25 protein-coding genes are annotated in these 25292 nt (G+C 62.1%); 7 read left to right on the top strand and 18 right to left on the bottom strand.

Annotated elements, in window-relative coordinates:
* The first annotated feature begins 56 nt into the window (after nt 1–56).
* On the top strand, nt 57–674 hold the full coding sequence (locus tag AC1DD7_RS00315; protein ID WP_477513298.1) for a TetR/AcrR family transcriptional regulator: 618 nt from the start codon (nt 57–59) through the stop codon (nt 672–674).
* Nucleotides 675–702: 28 nt separating this feature from the next.
* Here AC1DD7_RS00315 and AC1DD7_RS00310 read toward each other — a convergent pair whose 3' ends face one another.
* From AC1DD7_RS00310 to AC1DD7_RS00290, 5 genes are all read right to left on the bottom strand, one after another.
* Complete coding sequence (locus AC1DD7_RS00310) at nt 703–1377, bottom strand: DUF6766 family protein (RefSeq protein ID WP_442015586.1); 675 nt, start codon at nt 1375–1377, stop codon at nt 703–705.
* A 94-nt stretch (nt 1378–1471) separates the two neighbouring features.
* Nucleotides 1472–1867, bottom strand: a complete 396-nt coding sequence (locus AC1DD7_RS00305; protein ID WP_477513297.1) for a hypothetical protein — start codon at nt 1865–1867, stop codon at nt 1472–1474.
* Nucleotides 1868–2059: 192 nt separating this feature from the next.
* Nucleotides 2060–2254: a hypothetical protein gene (locus tag AC1DD7_RS00300; RefSeq protein ID WP_477513296.1), complete on the bottom strand. Its 195-nt coding sequence runs from the start codon at nt 2252–2254 to the stop codon at nt 2060–2062.
* Between the two features lie 567 nt (nt 2255–2821).
* Nucleotides 2822–3634 carry an MBL fold metallo-hydrolase gene (locus AC1DD7_RS00295; protein ID WP_477513295.1) on the bottom strand — a complete coding sequence of 271 codons (813 nt, stop codon included), beginning with the start codon at nt 3632–3634 and terminating at the stop codon, nt 2822–2824.
* 17 nt (nt 3635–3651) lie between these two features.
* Nucleotides 3652–4071 (bottom strand): nuclear transport factor 2 family protein, encoded by a 420-nt coding sequence (locus AC1DD7_RS00290; RefSeq protein ID WP_477513294.1) that lies wholly within the window; start codon nt 4069–4071, stop codon nt 3652–3654.
* Between the two features lie 308 nt (nt 4072–4379).
* Between AC1DD7_RS00290 and AC1DD7_RS00285 the strand changes: the two genes are divergently transcribed.
* Both AC1DD7_RS00285 and AC1DD7_RS00280 read left to right on the top strand, forming a co-directional pair.
* The gene (locus AC1DD7_RS00285) at nt 4380–4520 is read left to right on the top strand and encodes a hypothetical protein (protein ID WP_477513293.1); all 141 of its coding nucleotides are present in this window, start codon (nt 4380–4382) and stop codon (nt 4518–4520) included.
* Nucleotides 4521–4699: 179 nt separating this feature from the next.
* On the top strand, nt 4700–4888 hold the full coding sequence (locus tag AC1DD7_RS00280) for a hypothetical protein (RefSeq protein WP_477513292.1): 189 nt from the start codon (nt 4700–4702) through the stop codon (nt 4886–4888).
* Between the two features lie 81 nt (nt 4889–4969).
* On the opposite strand, the gene AC1DD7_RS00275 is transcribed toward AC1DD7_RS00280, so the two are convergent.
* The 6 genes from AC1DD7_RS00275 to AC1DD7_RS00250 all read right to left on the bottom strand — a co-directional run bounded on the left by AC1DD7_RS00275 (nt 4970) and on the right by AC1DD7_RS00250 (nt 13079).
* Nucleotides 4970–6646, bottom strand: coding sequence for a thiamine pyrophosphate-binding protein (locus AC1DD7_RS00275; RefSeq protein ID WP_477513291.1), 1677 nt, complete (start codon nt 6644–6646; stop codon nt 4970–4972).
* Complete coding sequence (locus AC1DD7_RS00270) at nt 6643–7446, bottom strand: cyclase family protein (RefSeq protein ID WP_477513290.1); 804 nt, start codon at nt 7444–7446, stop codon at nt 6643–6645. The genes AC1DD7_RS00275 and AC1DD7_RS00270 overlap by 4 nt, the downstream gene beginning before the upstream one ends.
* A gap of 30 nt (nt 7447–7476) precedes the next feature.
* A complete protein-coding gene (locus AC1DD7_RS00265; RefSeq protein ID WP_477513289.1) occupies nt 7477–9054 on the bottom strand; it encodes a phytoene desaturase family protein in 1578 nt (525 codons plus the stop codon).
* Nucleotides 9055–9070: 16 nt separating this feature from the next.
* Entirely contained in the window at nt 9071–10846 is a 1776-nt protein-coding gene (locus AC1DD7_RS00260) for a flavin reductase (protein ID WP_477513288.1), read from the bottom strand.
* Between the two features lie 50 nt (nt 10847–10896).
* Entirely contained in the window at nt 10897–12174 is a 1278-nt protein-coding gene (locus AC1DD7_RS00255) for a styrene monooxygenase/indole monooxygenase family protein (protein ID WP_477513287.1), read from the bottom strand.
* Nucleotides 12175–12284: 110 nt separating this feature from the next.
* A complete protein-coding gene (locus AC1DD7_RS00250; RefSeq protein ID WP_477513286.1) occupies nt 12285–13079 on the bottom strand; it encodes an SDR family oxidoreductase in 795 nt (264 codons plus the stop codon).
* A 328-nt stretch (nt 13080–13407) separates the two neighbouring features.
* Between AC1DD7_RS00250 and AC1DD7_RS00245 the strand changes: the two genes are divergently transcribed.
* A complete protein-coding gene (locus AC1DD7_RS00245; protein WP_477513285.1) occupies nt 13408–14403 on the top strand; it encodes an AraC family transcriptional regulator in 996 nt (331 codons plus the stop codon).
* A gap of 145 nt (nt 14404–14548) precedes the next feature.
* Here AC1DD7_RS00245 and AC1DD7_RS00240 read toward each other — a convergent pair whose 3' ends face one another.
* From AC1DD7_RS00240 to AC1DD7_RS00215, 6 genes are all read right to left on the bottom strand, one after another.
* On the bottom strand, nt 14549–14740 hold the full coding sequence (locus AC1DD7_RS00240) for a hypothetical protein (protein WP_477513284.1): 192 nt from the start codon (nt 14738–14740) through the stop codon (nt 14549–14551).
* A 143-nt stretch (nt 14741–14883) separates the two neighbouring features.
* Nucleotides 14884–15858: a LysR substrate-binding domain-containing protein gene (locus AC1DD7_RS00235; RefSeq protein WP_477513283.1), complete on the bottom strand. Its 975-nt coding sequence runs from the start codon at nt 15856–15858 to the stop codon at nt 14884–14886.
* Nucleotides 15859–15918: 60 nt separating this feature from the next.
* Nucleotides 15919–17535 carry an ATP-dependent acyl-CoA ligase gene (locus AC1DD7_RS00230; protein ID WP_477513282.1) on the bottom strand — a complete coding sequence of 539 codons (1617 nt, stop codon included), beginning with the start codon at nt 17533–17535 and terminating at the stop codon, nt 15919–15921.
* Nucleotides 17532–17849 (bottom strand): zinc ribbon domain-containing protein, encoded by a 318-nt coding sequence (locus AC1DD7_RS00225; protein ID WP_431115118.1) that lies wholly within the window; start codon nt 17847–17849, stop codon nt 17532–17534. The genes AC1DD7_RS00230 and AC1DD7_RS00225 overlap by 4 nt, the downstream gene beginning before the upstream one ends.
* Nucleotides 17846–18985 (bottom strand): thiolase family protein, encoded by a 1140-nt coding sequence (locus AC1DD7_RS00220; RefSeq protein ID WP_477513281.1) that lies wholly within the window; start codon nt 18983–18985, stop codon nt 17846–17848. Before AC1DD7_RS00220 ends, AC1DD7_RS00225 begins: the two co-directional genes overlap by 4 nt.
* A gap of 49 nt (nt 18986–19034) precedes the next feature.
* Complete coding sequence (locus AC1DD7_RS00215; protein WP_477513280.1) at nt 19035–20363, bottom strand: MFS transporter; 1329 nt, start codon at nt 20361–20363, stop codon at nt 19035–19037.
* Between the two features lie 340 nt (nt 20364–20703).
* On the opposite strand from AC1DD7_RS00215, the gene AC1DD7_RS00210 reads away from it, so the two are divergent.
* The 3 genes from AC1DD7_RS00210 to AC1DD7_RS00200 all read left to right on the top strand — a co-directional run bounded on the left by AC1DD7_RS00210 (nt 20704) and on the right by AC1DD7_RS00200 (nt 23952).
* Entirely contained in the window at nt 20704–21516 is an 813-nt protein-coding gene (locus AC1DD7_RS00210) for a cyclase family protein (protein WP_477513279.1), read from the top strand.
* Nucleotides 21513–23228 (top strand): thiamine pyrophosphate-binding protein, encoded by a 1716-nt coding sequence (locus tag AC1DD7_RS00205; RefSeq protein WP_477513278.1) that lies wholly within the window; start codon nt 21513–21515, stop codon nt 23226–23228. Before AC1DD7_RS00210 ends, AC1DD7_RS00205 begins: the two co-directional genes overlap by 4 nt.
* Nucleotides 23229–23340: 112 nt before the next feature.
* Nucleotides 23341–23952: a dihydrofolate reductase family protein gene (locus AC1DD7_RS00200; protein ID WP_477513545.1), complete on the top strand. Its 612-nt coding sequence runs from the start codon at nt 23341–23343 to the stop codon at nt 23950–23952.
* Here the strand turns inward: AC1DD7_RS00200 and ligD are convergent, their stop codons facing one another.
* The gene (ligD, locus tag AC1DD7_RS00195; RefSeq protein WP_477513277.1) at nt 23953–25197 is read right to left on the bottom strand and encodes a non-homologous end-joining DNA ligase; all 1245 of its coding nucleotides are present in this window, start codon (nt 25195–25197) and stop codon (nt 23953–23955) included.
* Nucleotides 25198–25292: the final 95 nt, after the last annotated feature.

Raw genomic sequence — 25292 nt, 5'->3', positions numbered from 1 at the left:
CGGTAGACGGGGGGTCTGCCACCTGGTTGACCCCCCGGTCCGCGTAGCATTGCCACGTGACTACTTCCGCTACGCCAACCCCCAGAAGAGCTACGCGAGGCACCTACGCGAAAACGGAAGCCCGCCGGCGGCAAATCATCGAAGCCGCCACCGTCGAGTTCGCCACCCGCGGTTACGCGGGTGGCTCTCTCCGGGAAATCGCAAAGGCCCTTTCGTTAAGCTTCACAGGCTTGATGCACCATTTTCCGAGCAAGGAACTGCTCCTCGAGGCCGTGCTTGAGCACGCGGACCAGTTAGCTGCCAGCGAGTTCGAACGCCGTCGACTTGCCGACGGTCTCCTCGAGGCGATCCTTTGGCTGGCGGAATATAACCTCGGGCATCCCCAGCTGCTCCGCCTCCTGGCCGTCCTCAGTGCGGAAGCATCGTCGCCGGGACACCCTGCGCACGGATGGTTCACAACCCGATATGCGAACCTCCGGCAGGCCTTCACGGCGCACATTCGCGAGGATCAGGCTAAAGGACTCATCGATACAAGCTGTAATGCTGAGCTCGCCGCTGCCTCCATCGTGGCCAGCTGGGACGGGACCCAGCTTCAGTGGCTCATCGATCCAGACTTTGACATGATGCCCGCCTTTAGCCACTCAATCCGGACCGCGCTGCGCGGCATGGCGTAAAGCCCATCACAAGGTATTCCCGGATTGGTCAGCCAGTGGTTCCGGTGTCATCATGAGCCGAGCCGACGGGCTTGGACTCCGGGGATCCGCGTTGGCGAAGGTAAATCGACAGGACCACCATGGATCCGACCGCAAGGAACTCCGACTGCCAGTTCTGCAGGGTACGGTTCCAAAAGTCAGGCGACACCAGGTATTCGGCCCATGAAAGGGGCTCTTGGAAGTTGCGCAGTTGCTCTTCATTGAAGGCGATGTGACCTGCGATGGACTGGACCAGCCACGACAGGATAAAAATCAATCCCATGGTTCCAGCAAGTGAATTTGAGAAAACGGTGAGACGCCAACCTTTGGCCTTGGCCCATGCGGGGGACTTGGCATTGGCATGCTCGCCAACGAGTTGTTCTTCGTCGGATTCCAGGCCGGGTTTGTCCAGCTCTTTTGATTCCGGCGAGCCCTTCTGAAGCAGCCAGATGGTGGCTGTGATGTAAAGGAGAAACTGCAGGTACTCCGACTGCCAGTTTTCTGACACGTCAACGGCGAAGCTGGAAGAAGTGATGTATTGGGTGAAACTGATTTCATCAAGGCCGGCAGTGAGTTGACCTTCGTTGAAGACGGCTTGTCCAGTAATGGCTTGACCCGCCAAGGCCAGGATGAAGATCAGACCGAAAAATAGACTCAGTCCGTTGTTCCTCAAAGCTGTTCTCACGTCGCCCCCTATCCGTGAACCAGTCCAACGGCGGCCATATAGGCAAGCCCGCCGAAGATGAGAATGAGATAGAGAGTAAAGACCACACGCATTGCTATCTGCCTCCTACTTCACAGGAATAGGGGGTTTCCTCCCTCGGCGTGCATCCGGCAGCAGTCACACGCCAAGTTGAGCCGGAAACAGCGACGAATACCGCATCTCCCTCGAACTCCACCAATGCTTCCCGGCCATAGGCTTCGGTTTTGACCACGTGACCGGGGACTCGAAGATGTGCGGACGCCAAGTGCGTCTGGCAGTCGACACCGTCCTGCTGTTGAGCCTCTTCCCGGATTGTAGGCTGGAGCAAATCACAAGCAGCAGCCCAGTCTGAGGCATTGACGGCACGATGGAAATCCTCAGCGACCTTCGTTGCGCCGGAAGTATCTACGGCGCAACCTGTCGCAGCCAGGAGGAGAAGGGTGGCGGCAGTGGCGGGGATTATTCTGCGCATGCGCCCCAGCCTAAGAGACCGGACCAGGCAACCGTAGCTTCGACATGCGCCCATGCGTTCCTCCCCGCCACCGACACTAAGCAACCTGATGATCTGGTATGGCTTTAGTGTAAACCCAGGATTAGTTCTCCCGGTCATGGAGTCCCCGTCCAGGCTCGGTCTCCTGCAAATACGCGAGTCGCGGGCCTCTGCTCACCCGACGGGCGACCCAACTCTGGTGACGCCCGCGATGTGCCGCGGGAACTGGTCCAGTTGCTCGCCAGCCTCCTCATACCATTGCGTCAGGGCGGCTGGAGGCTCGCCCAGTGTGACGGCATTGGTAAAGGACTCGAGCCATGAACCGGACTGTGCCAGATGATCGCTGATCACCGACATGTGATTGGCCATGGACTCTGCCTCGGCATGGACCTGAAGGCAGCCGCACCGTGCGGATTACCTTCAGGATCCCGCTGGCGGCCCGCCCGGACACCGGCAGTTCGGGCCGACTTCGCCATCGCGGCTTTGGGTAGTTCTGCCCAGTCCACCGATGCATACTGGTGATCAGGAGGTGGACGTGGCCGACGACGCAGATCACCTGGCGCGGGCCCGGACGCTCCACATGGACTACGAGTGGCGCGAGGCGTGCGACGAGTTTCGCGCCGCCGGCGGGCTCCCGGCCCTCGGGGTAGAGGATGTGGAGCGCTTCGCCGAGTGCGCACAGATCGCAGGGCTGAATGAGGATGCGATAGCCGCACTTGAGCGTTCGTTCGAAGTGCGGGCAGCGGACGGTCAGGTGCGTACGACGAGGCGGCGTACTTCTGGCACGCGCCCGAGCGACGGCGACTGCCGCGCACGACGCCGATCAGCTGGCCTTCTCGACGCTTCTTACCGCAAGCGGCCACACATGCCATCGGCCAGGGAATCGTCAGCATCGCCCCGTAGCCGAGTGGTGCCAAGGCAAGGAAACGGGCCGCATCACGTCAAATGGTCGAAGTCTCCTCGCGCCCAGGCTGCATGCCGTTGGGCCGAATCGCGCAGAACGGCTTTGGCTTCGGAGGCGATGACGTTGTTGAAGTTGCCGTAGATCCTGTCGAACGTGAGTTCTTCCAGCTGTGCAGCAACCCGCAACGCTACCGCTCCCGAAAGCGGCAGATGATTCGGGTAGCTGCGCATGAAGGCGATGGAGCGGCGGTCTGGATTAGGAAAGACGCTGTCACCGGTCAGCAGAACCCCTTTGCCGCCCGCTCCTGCAGTCCAGTGCGCTACTGCGCTTCCGGGGAAATGGCCTCCGGTCTGGTGCAGTGTCAACCCTTCGGTGATGATCCTGCTGCCGGACCAGTAGGAGATGACCGCATCATCGCGGCCAACCCACCGCCGGTCGGCGTCGGCCACAAGGACGGGGACGCCGCCGAGCAGACGTGACCATTCCACCTGCACCCCGAACATGTGGGGATGACTGGCTGCGATCGCCACCACCGGGCCTCGCTCGAGGATTGCTTTCACAGCGGTGTCATCAACGAATCCAACGGGATCCCACAGCAGCGAACCCTCTGGTGTCACTACAAGCTGGGTAGTTTGGCCGATCCCGACTTTCGGTGCGGTTCTGATGCCGATAAGTCCGGGCTCGTTCTCCTCCAGCAGTAACTGCTGGCCGTCCTGCGCCAACTCGTCGAGTGAAAGCCACTTTTGCCCGTCCTCGGGCACGTATTGCCTTTCGTCGGTGCAGATCGGGCAGAGTTCGGGCGTCGGCTCGTCGCGTTCGACGGCGCAGGTTGCGCATATCAGCATAGGTTTCCCTTCCCGGCTTAGGACCCGGCCGGATCCGGCCGGCGCCCGGATAGATTTTCCACCGCTTGCTCGATCCCCACTACCTCGCGTTCGACGTCCTCCATATACAGCCTTCCGGACGTGATCAGGCCGTCCTTTATTTCGAAGAGCGTGACCCCACGGGCGTGGAAGGGTTGTCCGTCGGTGCGATGACCGGTCCATGACCATTCTGTCCATGTGGTGTTTCCGTCGTCGACTGAACGGATCGATTCTGTCCGGAAGTCAGGGATTCCAGCGAACATCGCCGCCCAGTTCGCGTGCATCTGCCCTCTGCCTGTGAACGTCCGGCCAGGGTGGGCCGGCTGCTCGCTGTGGTAATTCTCGTGAAACAGGGCTGCCATCCCCTCGAGATCGTGCGCGTTCATCGCCAGCAAGAGCCGGTCTATGACTTCACTCAACCTTGGTTTCCTTCCGCTCCCTGATTGCCACCATCAGCCGCGCTTCTGTACGCGCGTGATGAGATGCCCATCCTGGCGTCAATTTACGCGCAATCAGCCCTCCACTCCAGACCCCTGCATCTCCTGCAGGATGTGGATTTCATCCGGAGGCGTGCCGCCAAAGTCCAAACAAGGGCTTGCCCTCGATTCTAGAATATATGTCGATCTATTTACGAGCGTCACAGTCACGATATAAGGTTGGAGATGGAAGCATGCTTGGGCGCCACAAGTGGTGGTCCGCTCCACATGCCCGTACTAGGGAGACAAAGATGTCTGGTTCACGCTCTGAAGAGATCAAGGAACATTCACAGGAATTGACCATGGGCGCACTACTCGATGAAGAGTTCCGCTCGGTTTTCGAAGGGTCGACGCCGGTTGCTACACCGTGGGCGGGCCTCTACTTCATCTAGCCCGCCACCAAAACCCGGCACTCCAGCCGGGGATGTAGCCTAAGACTCCAAGTCCATCCCTGAACCAATAGAGGTAGCGCTGAATGGCCCAGGCCGCCGCCGCGCCCGACGTTCCCCCGACGCCGCGCCATGAAGTTCTGCGGCTTACAAGCTCTCGCCGGAACTCGAGGATGTGTTCAGTGCCGGCGACGAACGGATTTTCGCTCCCCGCCGCGCGCACAAAGACGACGCATGATTGGCATGGACTGGCTGCACAGGAGCTCTTCACCAAGCTGCACGAGCTGTTGGGTCCGAAGGCCCATGAATATGCGCTGTCCATTGTTGGATCACCGGCGACATCAGATGTGCCAGCAGCCGCATCCCTCTAACAACTGTGTGAAAGTAGGCAAACGTGAAAAAGGTTGGGGCTGCATTGCGCCCCAACCCTTTTCAACGACCCATCCGGCGGATCAGTGTCCTTGGAAGGCCTCCGCCAGCCACCAGGAGCCACCGTCCGAGGCGATCTTGGCATCGATCACCAAGGGCCTGTCCTGTCCGCCGTCTCTGAAGACCGCAACCCATTCCCGCACTGGTTGAAGGTCATCCAGCGTCCTGACGGTCACGCCGTCGGCCCCGTACCCCCGGGCGATCGCGGCAATATCCGTCTCCGGGAAGGACACGCTGCCCAATTCCTCTTGCGGGTGGTGCTCGGCGAAGTGGTGGACCTCAGCGCCGTACGCGGCATCGTTGTAGACGATGCAGACCAGCGGCAGCTTCAGGCGGACGGCGGTCTCCAGTTCGCTGATGCCCATCAGGAACCCACCGTCTCCGGCACCCAGGACCGGCAACCGCTGTGGTTGCGCTATTGCAGCGCCGATTGCCGTGTAGAGGCCAATGCCAATCGCCTGGAACGCCTGGGTAAAACAGAATCCGAATTCGTCGGGCACCGCCAGGTACTGGCTGGGGTAGCCCATGAAGTTGCCCGAGTCCACTGCGACGATCCTGTCTGCGGGAAGGATTATATCCAGTTCCCGGCTGATCACCCGTGGGTCGATCGACGTCGCAGTTCCAAGGCCCGGAGTCTCCACGTCCCGCCACCGTGCACTCTGTTTGATGGCGAGGGCGTTGTGCTCCGTGCGGTACTTTTCCGCCGCTGCAGGCTGGATCGTCCTGAGCATTTCCAAAGCGTCTTCGGCCGTGAGGGCGGAATCACCCAGCACTCCCAGTGTGATCTGCCTGTTGGCGCCCAACGAGGAATCTTCGACGTCGATCTGGACTACTTTTGTTCCGGCCGAGATCAGCCGGCCGTGACGCATGGTCCACATATTCAGGGTGCAACCCCACCCGATAATCAGGTCTGCTGAGGTGATGAGTTCCGCGGTCAAGGGAGAGGAGAACCCGCCGGAGATACCCAAGTTATGGGAGTCGCCGTTAAACAGCCCATTGGCCACAGCCGAAGTCGCCACGAGCGCCCCCGCATGCCGGGCCAGGGCCAGGATGGAATCCCGGGCGCCCCTGCCACCGCGGCCCGCGACGAACACGGGACGTTTCGCGCTCGAGATCAGCTCCACCAGGTGGTTCACTGCGCTGGTATCCGGACGAAGCCGCGCCGGTACGGGCACGACGACGCTACTCACCGTGTCTGCGGCGGTTCCGCTTTGGACATCCAGCGGCAAGCTGAGGACCACGGTCCTGCGCTCGTTCACCGCTGTTCGGAAGGCCCGGACGGTATCCGCTACAGCCGTTTCGGGGGAGTGGATCCGTTCGGCCACGGCCCCGACGCTGCGCGCCAGGGCATCCTGGTCGATCTTGAAGTTGGACCGGATAGCCGCCGCTTGCGTATCGGCCGTCAGCACGATCATGGGTGTGCGGCTCTTGGCAGCTTCTCCGACGCCGGTGATCGCGTTGGTCAGGCCACATCCTTGGTGCGTGGTCACCACGCCCACCTTGCCGGACATCCTGGAGTAAGCATCGGCCATGGTGGCAGCGCCGCCCTCATGGCGGGCCGCGGTGTAGGGAATGCCGGCGTTCATCAGGGTGCTGGTGACGTCGAAATTGCCGCTGCCCACCACGCCGAAGACGTGGCCTACTCCCAGCTTTGCCAGTGTCTGGCCCACCAGGGTAGAGACCCTTACCTGCTCGCTCATGCGCCGGGCTCCGATACTGAGCTTGCTGAGCTGTCAACCAGAGCATAAACGCGGCTGGGGCTTCCCGTCCCGCCAACGATGGGCAGGGGTGCAACCACCAGCGTCGCGCCGGTGACCGGGAGGCGATCAACGTTCCGCAGCGATGTCACACCATATTTGTCAGCGCCGAGCAGGAACGAATGGACGGGGAACATAGGGTCCAGTGTTGCGGCCTGGCCGGCGTCGATGCCGACCGTTTCCACGCCGAAGCCGCTGATGGAGGCGTTTCCGGCAAGCCATTTGGCACCAGCCGCGGAGACCCCGGGAGTGTGGGGGCCGGCGTCGTCAGCGTTCATGAAGTCCGCGGCGTTACCGCCGCGGGCGGACCAGCCCGTGCGGAAGATGACCCAGCAATTTTCCGGGAAAGGGCCATGCTCCTGCTGCCACTGCTCGAAGTGTTCGGGCTCCAGCAGGAAGTCGGGGTCCTGTGCGGCTTCGGCGGTCTTGTCAATCACCACGGCCGGCCCCACCAGGCGGTGCGCCTCTATCTGGTCCACGGACTTCCCGTCTTTGCCCGTGATCCAGTGAACGGGAGCGTCCAGATGCGTCCCGGCGTGTTCGCCCACCGTGACGTCGTTCCACGCCCAGGCCGGTCCGGCGTCGTCGAAATTGCTGACGGGAGTCAGCGAGAGTCCAACCGTGTTGGCCAGGGGTTGGGGAAGATTCAGAATCGGGGTATCACCGCTGAGCGGCGTGGTGAGGTCCACGACGTCGATGGCGCCGGATGACAAGGCTGCGGTGAGCTCATTTAGAACAGACATGGTTCTCCTGTCGGGTTGATGTGTGTGGGTTCATTTCAATTTCTGAGCAACCAAATGCCCCGATCCGCCGGATAACCCGGGGCCGGGATGGGTGGACGCGCCGATGTGCCACAAGCCCTTGACGGGGGTTTTGTGGTTTGCGGCCTCGGGGAAGGGCCGCCAGAGGAGGTTCTGGAAGAGTTCGGCCGATCCACCGTACGGATCGCCGTTGACGGCATTGGGGTTTTCCGCGGCCAGATCGGTCGGTGCCAGGATGTCCCAGGCCAGGACGGACGCCCTGGTGCCCGGCGCGAATTGTTCGAGCCTGGTCAGGACGCGTTCCATGTACTGTTCCTTAAGTTCCTGTGTCCAGCCGCCGTCCACCTCGAGCGCCCCTGCGGCATCCGCCACCGGCGAGAAGGGCACTTCCTGTAACTGCAGCCATAGTGTCGCTTTGCCTGCGGGTGCCCGGGAAGGATCCAGCGCGCACTGTTGACCGACGACGACGGTAGGTTCCGTGGGCAACAGCCCCGCCTCCGCTTGGGCACAAGCAATTGCAGTGCTGTCCGAACCGTTGCTCACGTGAACCAGGGGCACGGAATCCAATCGGGGATCGAGCCATTGGACCGGCTTGTCCAGGGCCAGGTGGATCTGCATGGCTCCGCGGCCGTTCTGGTAACGCGCGGCGGCTTCGGCCAACCCGGCTGGTGGCTTGCGCAACAGCCTGCAAAACAGGGCCTGGGGTGACACGTTTGCCAGGACGGTCGGTGCGCTGACCAGTCCGTTGGAGGTTTTCACTCCCGTTGCACCTTTGGAGTCGACGAGGATTTCCTCAGCTTCTGTGTCCAGCATGATCCGGACGCCTTTGTCCCTCAGGAGGGCCTCAAAAGCAGCGATGAAGTTCCCGGCTCCGCCTTTCACCACAGGGAGGCCAAAGCTGTGCATGCTCAAGGCCATGACCGGAAGCATGACGCCGCCGGTCGCTTGGTCCGGGCCGAGGCCGGCGTGAAGGAGCCAAGGGGACCACAGCTGGTCGGTTTGCCATCCGTTGAAGCGGCTGCGGAGGTAGTTGCGTCCGCTCATGACTGAATCGCGGACGAAAGCCTCGGTACCCTTGACTTTTCCTCGCCTCAAAGCGCCGGCGGCGATCGCCAGCACCTCCTTGAAGGAGCGCAGTTCTGCACCGAAGGCACCGAAAATGGTCCCTGCATTGCGGCCGAGGTCCTCCAGCATGGCGAGGTAGGCGCCTTCGTCTCCGCTCTCCTGCAAAGCCGAAGCAGTGAGTGCCGGGTCGCGATGGGCCACGACCACCCTGTGGTGACCTGTCTTTGGATCGGCTGCCACGCTGGCCGTCACCGCGCCGTCGGAATTGCAGTATTCCAATCCCCTCGCATGCAGTTCACTTCCCAAAGCCTGGTATGCGCCTCCGGAAACGAACAGGGGGTGCCAGGAAGAGAAGGAATCGTGGATGAACCCGGGCAGCGTGCGTTCCCCTGAATGGATGAAGCCGCCCAGCCTGCCGGCCCGTTCAATGAGGCAGACGCGCTTCCCGGCGATGGCAAGCTCCGCGGCGGCTACCAGGGAGTTGATCCCCGAACCAATGATGGCGATATCGGTCGAGTCCGTCATGGAGGGTACCGTCATCTCAGAAGTCCGGGTGGTTGGTTGCGGCGTGGTATTTGCCGCTGTGGAACAGGAGTGGTTCCCCTCCAGCATTCTCGTACTTCTCCACCTCGCCTACGTAGATGACATGGTCGCCGGCATCGTGTCGTGAGACGGTCCGGCACTGGAACGTGGCAACTGCGCCGTCCAGCAATGGAATTCCGGCGATTCCCTCGGTGGTTTCCGCGCCGGCGAATTTGTCTGTGGCCGGTGTTGCGAACTGGCGCGAGAGGACGTGCTGGTCACTGGCAAGGATGTTGATGGCGAAGTGCGTGGCGTCCTCGAAGTCCACAAGGCTCGGAGCCCGCTTGCTGGGGCACCACAACACCAGCGGAGGTTCCATGGAAACGGACGTGAAGGAGTTGGCGGTCATGCCCACCTTCCGCCCGTCGACTCCGAGGGTGGTGACCACCGTGACGCCCGTGGCGAATTGTCCCAGGGCGCCCCGGAAGTCCCTCAGGTCAAAAGCTGACGAATCTTCGTCCTTGCGTGCCTGCACGAACTCGGTGGCAGCTGCGGGATCGAACCACCATGGGTAGAACGTGCGCGGATCATCGAATCCTCCAGCGATGCTTGCGGCCAGCGCCGGGTGGTCAGCTGCTTCGGCCAGGACGGCCTGTTGGTGTTCCCGCCGGGGTTTGAGCATGTCATTCGTCCACGCCACTGCCCACTGGCCCCAGCCGCGCCAGAACTCGTCAAAGGTGCGTTCCATCCACTGCTTGTCGAAAGGCTGCTGCCCCCGCCGGATGATGGAATCCAGATAGTACTTGGCGGCCAGCGTCGCGTTGTTGGATCCCTGGCCGGTGAGGGGATCGTTGAGCAGGACGGCGTCGCCCAGGCCAAAGACAAGGTTGCCATTGCCCAGTTCGCCCACTGCTGAGCGAACGGTCGGGGTGATTCGGCCCAAAAGTGTTGCGCCCTCATCGGTGAGCGTTGCGTTGGCGAAGTTCTTCGCCTCGTGGGGAAAATGCTCTTCCAGGATTTCCAGTGATCGACTCAGCTGTTCTTCCGGACTTGTAACATCGGTCCACTTATCCATCGGGCCGCCCACGACGCCTTCAAAGACCATCATCTGGCAAGGCCCGGAAACCGTGAGTCCGGGAAAGGTGAAGAACTCCCCGACACCGGGGACTACGGACATGCGAATGCTGTCACTGGACTGCTCGGCCGGCCCTGTGGCTGAATCCGGTGCAACGGCATCGAATGACACCGTATCGAGTGACACATAGTTCAGGGCGAGGACTCTTTGCGGCCGGTCGAACGGGGACTTGGACCTGTCCTTGGGGAAGATCTGGGCGATCTCTCCCTTTCCGGTGCTGACGATAACCAGTTCGTAGTCCCGTGCGAGCTCCTCCAGCATCCGCGGGGTGACTTTCTCTATACGGAAATCACCGCCGCCAGCCACAAAGGCCTCGATCCATGCCGCACTCTTGATCCGCTGATCCACCGAGTGGGCGGTCCCCTCAAGGGGCGCCTCCCACTCAATGGCGCCTGAGCCGGATTCGCCTTCCACGCGCAATCGGATGGCACTGATACCCGGCACGGCTTCATCGTCATAGAGCTTGGTCAGGGCGGAACTTAGCTGCGCTTCGGCGGCCAGGGCTGTGGGGAACATGCATTGGCTGGACATCACCTTGCCGGTGCGGATTTGAGCGGCCGAACGGTCCGAGAACAGGGTGACTTCGTACCCCTCCCGTTGCAGGCCCAAGGCCAGTTGGGCGCCGGATTCGCCGGCTCCGATGATTGCGATCTTTCGCATGTCTGGTTTTCCTTCGAGGAACATTGTTGCCAGGAGTAGTGGAGCGACTGTCAGGTCGCGGATACGGCGGAGTTCACGCTTGCAAGGTATGCAGCTGCCTTATCCGGGTCCATGAACCATTCCTGGAAGTCCGGCGGGTTGTTGAATCCGTTGGCGAAGCGGTGCGCGATTTCGGCCGACTGACCGGCCGCTCCCAGAAGCGAGAGGACATGCGCGGGCGGCGGAGCCAGCAGCGCGTTCGTCCACTGTGCTACGTGCTGTGCATAGTTCCAATACGTTTCGAAAGTGGCCTGCATGAACGCTGCGTCGAAGGCGCCGTCGCCGTGCGCCGCGATGCTCTGCAAGTAGGAAGCCGCGCATTTGCTGGCGTTGTTGGAGCCCTGGCCGGTGATGGGGTCGTTCAGGACCACGACGTCGGCGAGGCCCAGGACCTTCTTGCCGCTGGGAAGCGTGGCGATGGGATGGCGGACAGTGGGTGCGAACCGGCCCTGCAGGAACCCGTTGGGATCGGTCAGCTCGACGTCGGCAGCCCGGCTGGCTTCCCACGGCAAGTACTGCTTCAGGATATTTTTGGACGTTTCCAGGTGTTCCCCGGGAGTCAGGCCCTTCCAGCAATCCATGGGTCCGCCGGGGATGCCCTCGAAAACCATGATTTCGCACGGACCGGTGGTGGTGAGCGCCGGGAAGGCAAAATACTCGCCCACCCCTGGAATCAGGTTGAAGGAAACGGCCGAGTGTTCTGCCCTGGGCTCCATTCCCGTGACGTACGTCAAAGCCAAAGCGCGTTGCGGTGCGTCGTAGGCGCTGCGCTGGGCATCACGGGTGAAGAGCTGCGCAATTTCTCCCTTGCCGGCAGCCACAATCACCAGATCGGAGTTCAGGGAGTACCGCTCGAGTTCATCAACGCCGGCGTCCTCGAACACGAGCTCGCCTCCCTGCGCCACGAACTCTTCCATGAACCTCGGGAATTTGACCCGCTGGTCAATGGACTTGGCCGGGTTATCCAGACGCGATGCCCAGCTGATGGCCTTCTCACCAGCAACCTCAGGATGGGGGATCGTGAACGATATTCCATCCACGGTGGGAGCTTCAGGCCAGAAATCCAGGCCGAGCGCCCTCTCGTGCTCAAGGGCATCGTGGAAGATGCATTGGCTGGAGGAGACTTTTCCCTCATGGATTTCTTCGGCGGTGCGGTTGGAGATGGTGGTGACCGCAAATCCGGCCTTAAGCAAGCCGATGCCAAGTTGCAGGCCCGCTTGCCCTGCTCCGACGATGGTGATGTGGCGCTGTGTCATAGTGTTGACCTTGTCTTTCTGCTGTCTCTGCATCCGTAAATGATGGGGGAAGATATTTGGCCGGGCCTAGGCGTTGGCTCGGGATGGGTTTGTTCCCAGCCGGGAAGACCGATGTGTACGAGCTTGATGTCATTCATGTGTCGTCACCTCTTTTCGGCGGCGAGTAGGGGAATGGCTTCTTCGGCGCGCTCCGGTCCCAAAGCGGAGTAGCCGCCGTCGACGGCCCAATCAGCTCCTGTCACGAAGCTGGCGGCGTCGCTGGCGAGGAAGGCGACCACGGCTCCGATCTCCACTGGCCGTCCCACCCTCTTCAAGGCGTGGAAGGGGGCAGCCACCGAGTCCGTTTTATCAATGTCGCCGCCGGACAGGGTGTCCATGATGTTGCTCCACACCCATCCAGGGCTGACCGAATTGACGCGGATGCCGTCGTCGGCGAGATCTACTGCCATGCTTCGGGTCAGCTGGACCAGGGCGGCCTTGCCCGCGGGGTAGAGCCAGCGGCCTGTCTGGGCAACGGAACTCGAAATCGAGGTGAAGTTGATGATGGCGCCGTGCCGGGATGCCTTGAGGTAAGGGCGCGCCGCGTTGCTTGCCATGACGGCGCTCACCACGTTGACGTTCAGTGCCTCCAGCCAATCGTTCCTGTCCGAAGCTGCGCCGTCGTCCTTGTAGGTGCAGGCCAGGTTGACGAGGATGTCGATGCCTCCGTGCGTGGCTGCCGTATCGTCCATGAGTCGCGCTACGGCTGCGTCATCTGTGATGTCAGTGAGTGAAAAGCTGATGTCGCTTCCCAACGTATGGAGCTGGCCGCCGCCGTCGGCGTCGATGTCGGCGACCACAACGGTGGCACCGGCATCCCGCAACGCCATGGCTACGCCTTGGCCGATCTTGGTGACGCCGCCTGTGACGACTGCGGTCCTGCCCGAGAGTGCTGACATGGCCAAACCTTTCGTAGTGAATCCCTGGGGTGGGAAGTCTTGTGTATGCGTGACGCTCGTGGTTGCCGATGGACTGGCTGCTTCACTGCCTACTTGACAGTGGGCCTGGGTGCGGGCTTCGGATGAGTCCGTTCCCACTCGATTCGGCGGTCATGCACCAGCTTGACGTTCTTCATCTCTGCTCACCCCTTCCGTCGGTTTCGTTGCTGCGTTTCTATGACGTGCGTCATACTTGTTCTAAGAGCGACTCTATTCACAGGCGAAAAACGGGTCTATCCGCTTGGCGCAGGGCTCATCCGAAAAACGAAAACCGGGGAAGGAACGCGCAATGGTGAGGATCCTTCCCCGTGATGTCCTCAGGGGCCTCCCGACAGTGACCACGACCGACGTGGACGATGCGCACCAGAAAATCGCCGATTTGTTCTGCGGTCACGATCTCGTTCCGCAGACCCGGGGAACGTCCGTGGACATGAAGCTGCGTTCGCTGCACCGCGGTGACGTTGGCATCGAATTCCTGGACTATGGCGCCGACGTCCGGATCAGTCCGGAAGGTCTGGAGAACTTCCATCTGATCCAGATTCCCCTCGCGGGCCACGCTCACATGGAAGTGGGCTCATCCTCGGTGGAGTCCAGCCCCAAAACCGCCACAGTTCCGCCAATCGACCGCCCATTCACCATGACGTGGGATCGCGGAACCCCGCATTTGATTGTCTACGTGAGCCGCCTCGCCCTTGCTTCCGTAGCGGCGCAAATCTATGGCGAGGATCCGCACGGCGACGATCCGGAGAAGAGCGTGAAGCTCGGCTACGCAATGGACCTCACCGGCTCTTCCGGCCGGGCGTTCCTGAGGTCGGTCGTCGAACTCCACGACGACATGATCAGCCAGAAGCAGAGCACGGCTCCTGGCTTCGTCCAGAAGCTTCTCGCGGACACGATGGTTTCACGGCTGCTCCTGGCAATGAATCCTGTGACGGAGGCTGACCACTCAAGTCCAGCTTCCGAAAGCCGGTTGATACGACAATTCCGGGAACTGCTGGAACGGCACGCCTCTGAGGAATTGGCGGTTCCGGACATCGCAGAGAATCTGGGAGTGTCGGTGCGGACCCTGCAACTGGCTCTTCGCTCCGAAGTGGGGGCAACGCCGTCGGAGTTGTTGAGGAGGGTGCGCCTGGACCGGGCCCGGGAACTGCTTCTTGCTGCTGCCCCCGGACAGGAGACCATTGTTTCGATCGCCGAGCGCTGCGGTTTCTCCCATCAAGGGCGCTTCTCGGCCCTCTACCTCGACACGTTCGGCGAGCTGCCATCGGAGAGCCTTCGCCGCTAGCCTTGCTATCCGATATCCCGCCGCCCAAGTCCGCGTTTGTGGCGTTGAAATCTACCCCGATGCTGGCAGCAGAGGGTGCATCCAGCCAAATGTCCGAGCGTCCCACGCCGGATCCAGCCGGGGAAAGTACGAGGCGGCGTTTCTGTTACTGGAACGCGCCCAGCTGGATGTTGACGGCGAGCACGACGGACGCCAGGGCGAGGATTCCCGCGCCGAGCTGCAGGAGGAAGCCGTCCTTGGAACGCCGCAGCCCTTCTGGCGTGGACAGTGGCATGAGGGAGACTGCACTGAAGCTGGTCACCAGTGCCGCGGCGATGATGACGCTCAAGCTCAGCATGGCGGCAGAACTTTCCCTGGCTTGGGTAGTTTCCAGGGCAATACACGACGACGTTGTCGCATGGTGGCTGCCTTTCGCAGACGGATGCAACAACAATATCGTCAATTGTTGACAATGAACAAGGGTTTGTTGCTGGTCTTCGCTCAGCCTTCTCTGGCGGCGTCGGAGGAAGGCAACGCTCGTTCGGCAAGTTCGCGCGCCATCTCCTCTCCGACTTCCCTGAGCTTTTCTGCCAGGAGTGCTGCACTGGGGGCCAAGGGCCTATCCGGATGGAGCAACAGGCCCACTTGTTGAGCCAGCCCGTTCAGATGAAGGCTGAGGATCTTTACATCCGGTTCAGCCAAGGCCATGGACTCCGGCATGAGGGCCAGGAACCCGGCCTCCACCACGAGCGTACGAACGGTGGCCGGAGCGCCGGATTCGACCTGTTGCGCAGGAGGGGCCAGTCCAGCATTCCGGAAGTTCTGTTCGAGCTCATCCCGAAGCGGCGTGTTGGCAAGTGGTACCACCCAGCGGAAATCTGCCAGGTCCTGCAGGGAGACTTCGGGCATGGCGTGGGCGGGGTGCCACGGAGCGGCGACGATGCGAAAGTCCTCGCGATACAGCGGGACGAGCCGCAGCCGGGCGGTACTGGGATGGTCGGTAACCCGCCCTACCAACAGGTCCAGGTCACCGTTGCCCAGTTCCTGAATCAGCGTTTCGGGAGGTGCTTCGCGCAGTCGAACTTCCACCCGTGGCTTTTCGGCGGTGAGCCGGGCGACGGCCCGCGGCAACAGGAGATTGGCCCCTGTGACATGCGCGCCCACCTTGACAAGGCCCGACGCCGGATCGGCCAGTTCGTCCACCCGTCGCCGCAAAGTGCTGAGATGGCCGACGATCGCCTTTGCATGCTCAAGGCATGCCTCCCCGGCCAACGTAGGCACCATCCCACGCGCTGTTCTCTCGAAAAGAGGCGCGCCGATGGCATGCTCGGCTTCCCGTAAAGCCCGGCTCAACGCCGGCTGTGTCAGATAGAGTTCTTCGGCGGCCCGGACAAGGCTGCCTTGCTCCGCGACGGTGAGCACAATAACAAGGTGGCGCAGCTTTACGTGGGTTGTCAGCAGCGCCCGCAGGTCCATGTCTTCATCCTACGGGTCCTGCTCCTGCGGGCTGCTGCACCGACGGCGGGCCGTGATCAATCAGCGGGCAGCAACAGCAGTTGCCCTGCGCCGAGAGGCGACGTCCCGGTCCCACTGTGCCGCGTCCCGACCAGCGGCTTTGAGCACTTGTTTGCGCACTTTGCCGTTCTCGGTCTGGGGCAGTTCATCCACCACCCGCAGGAAGCGGGGGATGGCGAAGGAAGCGAGCCGGGGAACACAGAACTGGCACAGCTCGGCAAAATCCACAGGCTCACGAAGGACAAGAGCGGCCATCACCTCATCTTCACCGAGTTCGGAATCCACTGCGTACACGGCAGCCTCCTGGACGGCGGGATGCTGCCGCAGAACCTGCTCAACCTCCACTGAGGAGATGTTTTCCCCGCGGCGCCGGATGACATCCTTAATCCGGTCAACAAACCGGACCCACCCGTCCTCTTCCAGGACAACCCTGTCCCCGGAATGGAACCAGAGATCCTGCCACGCCTTCGTTGTCGCTTCAGGCATTGCATGGTAACCCGTGGCCAGAGCATGGGGCTGGTCACTGCGGATGAGCAGCTCACCCGGCTGCCCGTTGGGAACGGGCACTCCGTGGGCGTCCACAACGCGTATGGAGAATCCGGGCCGCACCCGGCCAACGTACCCTGGGCGCCACTGATGGGGCGTGGACCCGATCACCGAGTTCGTCTCGGTGGATCCGTAGCCGTCCAGGAGGAGCACTCCGAACCGCTCCTGGAAGGGTTCTACCAGCCGTGCAGGTGTGGCCGGGGACAGGGCCAGGCGAATGTGGTGGTTCCGATCACCCGGTCCCGGCTCCTTGCCAGCGAGTATTCCAACCATGGCACCGAGAAGGTATGTCACCGTCGCTCCCGCCGAGGACGCATCTGACCAGAACCGCGAGGCCGAAAACCGTGGGCCGAGTACGTATTCGCCTCCGCAAGCGACGGCCTGCATGAAGGCATTGAGGGCGTTCGTGTGAAACAGCGGCAAACAGGTGTAGAGCACGTCATCGGGCCTCAGGCCCAGCTGGTCTGACATATTTTCAGCCCACCAATAGAACTGCCCTTGAGGGCACAGCACACCCTTGGATACCCCGGTGGTGCCGGAGGTGTAAAGGATGGCAGCCGTGTCTGCCGGTCCTGCTTCCACTGGTTCCACTCCGGGAACCGGTTCAGGGACAGGCATAACCTCAAAAGCGGGGGCGGCCTCGAAAGCGGTGGTGACATCCGCCGTCGGACCATCAAGGACCCACACCTTGTGCAGGTCCGGTATTGGACCAACTGCGGCGATATGTGGCAGCAGGTCAGCTTCAGCTACCATCAGTGCCGGCCGGGAGTTGGTCAGAACGTGCCGCAACTGTTCGCCCCTGCTCGCTGTGTTCACAGGCACAGCGACGGCGCCGATCCACGCGCAGCCCAGGATGAAGTCCAGCAACTCTGTCCTGTTGGAGGACATCAGGGCCACTGTTTGACCAGCCTCGATCCCGGCACTGCGCAACAACCCGCCGGCGCAGGCAGCGGCATCGGCCATCATCTGGCTGTCCCGACGAATTTCACCGCAGCGGAACAGAGGCGTTGCACGAGCTTTCCGGGCTCGTTCAAGGAGCATTTCCGGGATGGTCAAGGGACGGAGGTTTGGGTCTGTTACCTGAGGGTTCATGGCTGATTCTCATTTACGTTTGAGCGGACAGGGATGAAGGCGTGGACGCCGGGGCCGGCGTTTGGGTTGTTGGTGAGCGGCAGGCTTTCACCGGGCGCTGTTGGGCCGCCGGTCACGCGGGCAATGACGTGAGGCCCGTTCGGGATGGTCAACGTGGCCAGAAGCGTGCCGTCGGCCAGTTGCGTTGTCTGCTGGACGTCTGCGTGCTCCGCTTGGACCGTTGAAAAGTCATCCTGTCCGCAGCGGGGACAGATGAGACGTGCCGGAAAGAGGAGGCTCCCGCATCCAAGGCAGGCTTGGATGGCGGCGCTCATTGGGCTGCCTCCAGCACCGACATCGTGGCGCAAGCCCCGTAACGGTAAAGGACCATCCCGTAACCACTGACGACTGCGTGACGTGCCGTGACCTGGCGGGCCCCAGCCCGCCCCATCAGCTGGGCGGCGGCTTCAACAAGTCCGTGCATTCCGCCCGCAGCCCCAGCCTGCCCGGCCGAAAGCTGGCCTCCGGAGGTGTTGACCGGCAACAGGCGCGTGGCAATGCGGTGTTCGATGAAATCGGCCGGGTGGTCCTGATTTGAAAGAATGCCCAGATCCGCCAATTGCGCCACCACCATGGCCGGGTAGTCGTCATAGACGCAGGCGAGTCCTATGTCGCTGGGACCGATCCCGGCCTGCTCCCAGCCCTTGGTTGCGCAGGCTTGCAGGCCCGTTGCCAGGCCGTCGTCGGACTGTTGGTCGGAGTTATACGAGGCCTTTACGGAAAGCACTTTGGCACGGGGAGTTCCCTTGCTCCGATCTGCCACCAGGACAACGGCGTCCGCCCCGGTAACGGGAGGTACGCAGTCGTACCGGCCCAAGGGGGTGGCAACCATCGGGGCGTTAAGGTATTCGTCCATGCTCAGCGATGTGCGGTAGACAGCAGCTGGGTTATCCATGGCCCATTGGCGCTGCGCCACGGCGATGCGGCCGTAATCTTCACGGCAGAGTCCGAGGTGCTCCATCTGGCGGGACGTGAGCATCGCAAAGAGGGCATTCGGTCCGTTCATTGGCAAGGGCGCCAGGTGCTCTTCAGTCGCCTTGTTGTAACTGTCAACAAGACGGGAGAACGCGGCCTGGTCCATGAGGTCGCCTGCGGCCAGAACGATGACGTTTGCGTCGCCTGCTTCAATGGCACGGACGGCATGCTGGAGCATTCCGCCTGCGCTGGCACCCCCGTTGGTGTCCTGCATCAGCCATGAGAGTCGAAGGCCCATGCGCCAAGCGAGATCAATGGCGTGATCGGGTGCGAGCGTGAAGCTGGATACCGCAAACCCATCCACGTCACTGGTTTGGAGGCCGGCATCACGCAAGGCCTTGCTCACAGCCCGGGCAATAACCTGGGACGTCGTTGTCCCTGCTGAAGGGTGCCGGGTGTAGGGGGACTGTCCAGTCCCGATGATGGAGACCGTCATGGCCATCCTTTCCAAAGAATGAAAGCAGAGCAGAAGAACTTTTAGGTGCCTACGAGAGAACTTCTGCCGCGTGGCCGGCCTTTTCCTTCTGGCCGGCTTTGATGCCATGGCGGGAGAAACCCAGTGCTATGAGCGTGACCAAGACCAGGCCAATCACATAAAGGGATACCGGGATGGAGGAACCGTATTGCAGCAGCAAGGCAGTGGCGATCAACGGGGCGAATCCGCCGGCAAAGACCGCTGCGAGCTCGTGGGCGATCGCCATCGCGGAATAGCGGACCTCGGCGTTGAACAGTTCGTGGAAGAATGCCGGCTGCGTTCCAATCATTGCGCCGTGGCAGAGGCCATTGCCCAGGAGGAAGGCCAGGATGACGATGGCGGGAGTGTTGGAATCGATCATGGAAAAGAACGGGAAAGCCATGGCGCCCATGCCAACTGCACCAAGGGCGTAGACAGGACGCCGTCCAATCCTGTCTGAGAGATGGCCGAAGAAGATGTAGGTGCCAAACGAGACAAGCATGGATACTGCCACTGCCATCAGCAGCAGGCCCTTGTCCACGCCCACGTGAACTCCATAGGCAATGGAGAAGGAGAGGAAAATGTACGAGCCGCCGTTCTCGGCCACACGAAGTCCCATGGCGACGAGGATTTCGCGGGGGTGGGTTTTGATGGCGGCAAGCACGGGGAGGCGGTGTTGCTTGCTGTGGCTGGCGGCGGTGAACTCCTTGCTTTCCGGTAGCCGGAAGCGGATGTAGGCACCTACTGCCAGCAGCACCACGCTCAGGAGGAACGGGACGCGCCAGCCCCATGCCAGGAACTGGGCGTCCGGCATCAACTGGACCACAAAGAAGACCAAGGAGGACAGCACGAAGCCGAGCGAAATTCCTCCCTGGCTGAAGGCGGAGAGCATGCCCCTGCGGGTAGTGGAGGAGTTCTCGCTGATCAGCAGGACGCCTCCGCCCCATTCACCACCGGCCGCGATGCCCTGGATGACCCTGAGCAGGATCAACAAGGCAGGGGCCCACAGCCCTACTTGCGCATAAGTGGGCAGCAAGCCCATGAGAGCTGTGCTGATTCCCATGATGGATAGCGTCATGACCAATGCGCGCTTGCGCCCCAGCCTGTCTCCGATGTGACCGAAAATGATTCCGCCCAGTGGACGGGCTGCGAACCCGACGGCGAAACCGGCGAAGGCGGCCATGGTACCAACCAGGGGGTCGACGTCGGAGGGGAAAAACAACCGACCAAAGACGACTGCCGATGCAGTGGCGTAGAGGAAGAAGTCATACCACTCCAGCGCATTGCCCACGAGCGAGGCAACAACGTACCGACGGACGCCGGGACGTTGTCCCGGCAAGGTGTGCTGTGGATGGGACATTGTTGCTCCTTTGTGCGAAAAGCTCTGGCAATCGTCCGGCCAATTCGACGTATCGTTATGGCTGAAACTCTGCGATCAGGTTGTCCGCTTCATGATCGAAACGGTCAATTGTGATGGGCGTTACAGCTGCTGATTTCAGTTTCCCCCGGGCTCAGGGGAACGTCGAATGCCGGTTTTGCCAGGGGCTATGCCTTTCCGGGTAACCCTTGCGATTTGCACAAAAACGCTGTTCCGGTGCGTATGAATGTGCTGCTAATGTCGCAGCCACAAGTCCTGTTGCGCACCGCCACGGGACCCTCCACGCCCTCATCGACGGCGAACCCATCCCCAAGGAACTCTTATGGATACCAGCAGCAATATTGACGTACGCCAGGGCAGCGTAGCCCAGGTGCTTGCCGGGCTCGCCACGGGCCGGATTGATGTCATTGACCTGACCACCAGGCTCTCGATCAACACTCCAACTCTCGAACTGCCGGAGCCCTTCGCAAACCTCATTGACTTCAGCCTCGAAGAGGTCTCCGCCTACAACAGCGCCGGACCCTTCTGGAAGCATCACAACATCCACACCGGCGAACACATAGGCACCCATCTGGACGCGCCCGTGCACTGGTTCACCGGGCGTGACGGCAAAGACGTCGCCCGGATCGAACCCGCCCGGCTCGTGGGCCCGGCCATCGTCCTTGATGTGACCGAGGAGGCTACTGCGGACCCGGACTTTCTCCTGGACCTTCACCACATCCGCCGATGGGAGGAAAGCTACGGACCACTGCCCGACGGCGGCTGGCTCCTCATTCGAACGGGGTGGGACAAGCGCTCCCAAGACCGACAGCGCTTCCTGAACAAGGACGAGCACGGCCCACATTCTCCCGGGCTCACGGTCGAATGCGCCCGATGGATTGCCGAGGAGTCTGCGCTGTCCGGCATTGGCGTGGAAACCGTTGGCATCGATGCCGGGGCCGCCGGAGGACAGGAACCCCCGTTTCCGGCCCATCACTTCCTGCTGGGGAATGACAAGTACGGAATCACCTCATTGCAAAACCTGGACCAACTGCCCCCAATCGGAGCAGCCCTCATCGTTGCGCCCTTGCCAATAGATGGCGGAACCGGAAGCCCAGCCCGCGTGTTCGCGCTCAAAGAAGGAGAAACACGATGACCGTCACCACCAGCAGCCCGGTACTCAAGGAGGACTCCACCGCGCTGGCCCCCGCGTCCCGCTCTGGGAATGTTGCCGAACTCGTGGGGAACACCCTCGCCCGGCTTGGCGTCGGCCACGTCTTCGGAGTGGTGGGCAGCGGGAATTTCGTGGTGACAAACGCGCTGCGCCGGGCGGGAGTTCCCTATACCGCAGCAAGGCACGAAGGCGGCGCAGCCACCATGGCTGATGCCTACGGGAGGATGTCGGGCAAGGTCGGAGTCGTCACTACGCATCAGGGTTGTGGGTTGACCAATGCGGTAACAGGAATCGGCGAGGCAGCGAAGAGCCGCACCCCCATGATCGTCCTGACCGCGGACACACCTGCATCGGCCGTCAGGTCCAACTTCACCATCGATCAGGATGCACTTGTCCGAAGCGTCGGTGCAGTGGCTGAACGGGTCCACTCACCGCAAAGCGCAGTAGCAGACACCCTCCGCGCCTACCGCACGGCAGTTAACGAACGCCGGACGGTGGTCCTTTCCCTGCCGACAGACGTCCAAAGTGCAGAGGCACCGGCAGAAGTCGGCCTCTTGGAGCCTTTGGAACCCCGCCAGCGGACCAGGCCATCAGCCGCGGCAGTCACGAAGCTGGCAGAGCTCATCCAAGGCGCGAAGAAGCCCGTATTTGTGGCCGGCCGTGGAGGCCGCGAAGCAGGGCCGGAAATCGCGGCGCTCGCCGAAACCGCGGGCGCGCTCGTCGCGACGTCCGCCGTCGCCCACGGCCTCTTCAATGGCGACGCGTTCAACCTGGGTATTTCCGGTGGATTTTCCTCGCCATTCACTGCGGATACCGTGCGGGAAGCGGACTTGATCGTCGGTTGGGGCTGTGCCCTGAACATGTGGACGATGCGCCATGGTTCGCTCATTGGCCCGGGAACAAAAGTGGTGCAAGTGGACCTTGATGACTCGGCACTGGGGGCAAACCGGCCCATCGATCTGGGGGTACTGGGGGATTGCGGCGAGACAGCCGTTGCTGTGCTCAATGAACTGCGTTCTGCCGGACACCAGTGGGTTGGCCTGCGTACGCCACAGATGGCTGACCGGATAGCCCTCCATGCGCGCTGGAGCTCGGTGGACACGGAAGACCTGTCCACTGCGGGGACCATCGATCCCCGCGTGCTGAGCCGCGAGCTTGACCGCATCTTGCCCGACAATCGAATTGTTTCCGTTGATTCCGGCAATTTCATGGGATACCCAAGCGCCTACCTGTCCGTTCCCGATGAGTATGGCTTTTGCTTCACCCAGGCTTTTCAGTCGATCGGGCTGGGGTTGTCCACTGCGATCGGCGCGGCGAAAGCCCAACCGGAACGCGTACCGGTCCTGGGCACCGGCGATGGTGGCTTCCTCATGGCCATTTCGGAATTGGAGACGCTGGTCCGTGAGCGGATTCCAATGGCGGTGATTGTCTACAACGATTCCGCGTACGGCGCCGAGGTCCATCACTTCGATGCAGATGATGAAGACCTGGAAGTGGTTCGATTCCCCACGACAGATATCGCCTCCATCGCCGCAGGCTACGGTGCTGCCACCGTGACGGTCCGGTGCGTCGCGGATCTGGCCCCGGTGGAGGAATGGGTTGCGGGTCCTCGGACTATGCCGCTGGTCATTGACGCGCGGATCGCTTCCGACGGCGGCGCGTGGTGGCTGGCCGAGGCCTTTAAAGACCATTGAGGCTAAACGGCGGAGTCGCTAGTCTGGCTCGCAGTGATGTCGATCCCGGGCCACCCGATCGGCGTACGGTTCGAGGCAGCATCGGGTTGCCTCCCACACGAAGGAGTACATGATGGGAATCCTCTCGGTCGACCTGTTCATCACCCTTGATGGCGTGTACCAAGGCCCGGGTGGCCCTGATGAGGACCGTGAGGGCGGCTTCGAGTTCGGCGGCTGGCAGGCGGCCTATTCCGATGAAGAGACCGGGCGGGTGATCGTGGAGGGAATCAACCGTATGGATGCGCTGCTCTTGGGACGCAAAACCTACGACATCTTCGCGGGATACTGGCCCAACCGGGCCGATGACCCGATCGCTGATACGTTCAACGCCCTGCCGAAGTTCGTCGTCTCCCGCTCGCTGACGGACCCTGGCTGGGCGGGCACTACGGCGTTGTCCGAGGTGGCGGAAGTCGCTGCCCTGAAGGATCGGTTCGAGGACATCCACGTCATAGGCAGCGGCGAGCTGGTGCGGTCCTTGCTGAAGGCCGACGTCGTTGATCGACTGAACCTCTTCCTTTACCCCATCACGCTTGGAGCCGGAAAGAAGTTGTTCCCCGACGGTGCCGGTGTGCCGGCAGCGTTCCGGTTCGCGCAACCACCGCAGGGGTTCCCGACGGGCGCGGTGGCCCTTGCCTACGAGCGCGCGGGTGTGCCGGTTACTGGCATTGACATCGCAGAAGGGTAGTCAGGATCCTGGACGGCCGGGCCATTCCTTGCCGGCCCAGGGGTCGTAGTCGGCGATGAGCTCCTCCTGGGGCGGGCGCTTTGCTTCGGGAATGTGCTGAAGGTTCACCCGGACCCTGTACCATAGCGAACTCGAACCGCGCATCCCGTCGATGAGTACATCCGCCGGGTGCAGCTCCGGGACCACGTCAGCATGCCGGGCCTTCCATTCATCGAGGGCGGCCACCGCTTCGGGCTTTGTCTTGGTGCGGGCCACCTCAATGAGTGGCATCGTTGAGACCCGGCGCCCGGACCCGTCACCGGCGCGCGGTGCCTTCTCGGCGGGACCAAGTTCCTTGGCCAGCGCCAGCAGGCCCTCAAGGGACCCCGCGGCGTCATCGATGCCAGCATGGGGATCGCCCAGCTCCGCGAAGCGGTCGGGCACTGAGCGGACGGTGAATTGTTCGGGCCTCGTGGACGTGACCTCGGCCCACGTCAGGGGAGTAGAAACCCGGGCATCGGGCCGGGGCCGGACAGAGTAGGCCGAGGCAACAGTCCGGTCCTTCGCATTCTGGTTGAAGTCGACGAAGACGCTCTCGCCGCGTTCTTCCTTCCACCACCGTGCCGTGGCGAGCCCGGGTGCGCGGTTCTCGACCTCACGGGCAAGGGTCTCCGCAGCGAGCCGTAGCTCGCTATAAGACCATTGCGGGGCGATTCGCACCAAAATGTGCAGTCCCCGGGACCCGCTCGTCTTGGGCCACCCCACCAGCCCGACGTCGTCAAGCACCTCGCGCGCTACATGGGCGACGTCGACGATTTGCGACCAATCCACACCGGGCATGGGATCGAGGTCGATTCGGAGCTCATCGGGATGGTCAAGATCCTCGGCACGGACAGGGTGGGGGTTCAGGTCGAGGCAGCCAAGATTCACCACCCACGCCAAACCGGCAGCGTCCCGGATGACAGTTTCTTCTGCTGAGGTCCCCGATGAGTAGTGCAACGTCGCCGTATCAATGAACTCCGGATGGTTTTCGGGAACGCGTTTCTGAAAGAACGGCTCAGCGTCGATGCCCTTGGGGAAGCGCTTGAGCACCATGGGGCGGCCGCCGGCGCCCCGCAACGCACCCTCCGCAACTGAAAGGTAGTAGCGGACTAAATCCAGCTTCGTTAGCCCGGGTTCGGGGAAAACCACCTTGTCCGGATTGGAGACGCGAACTTCGGCGCCGCCTATGTCCAGAATCTCTGCCGGAGTCTTCGACGGGTTCATGCCGCCACGCTAGCAACGATCGGCGGTCCCAGCCAGACCAAGGGCGAGGGCGACTATATTGACCATGTCAGTCCACCACCACAATCGCGGGAGTC

The organism is Paenarthrobacter sp. 10L412, assembly GCF_056395565.1.
Note: the sequence above shows the minus strand (reverse complement) of the source record. Positions and strands in the feature narration are given on the sequence as shown.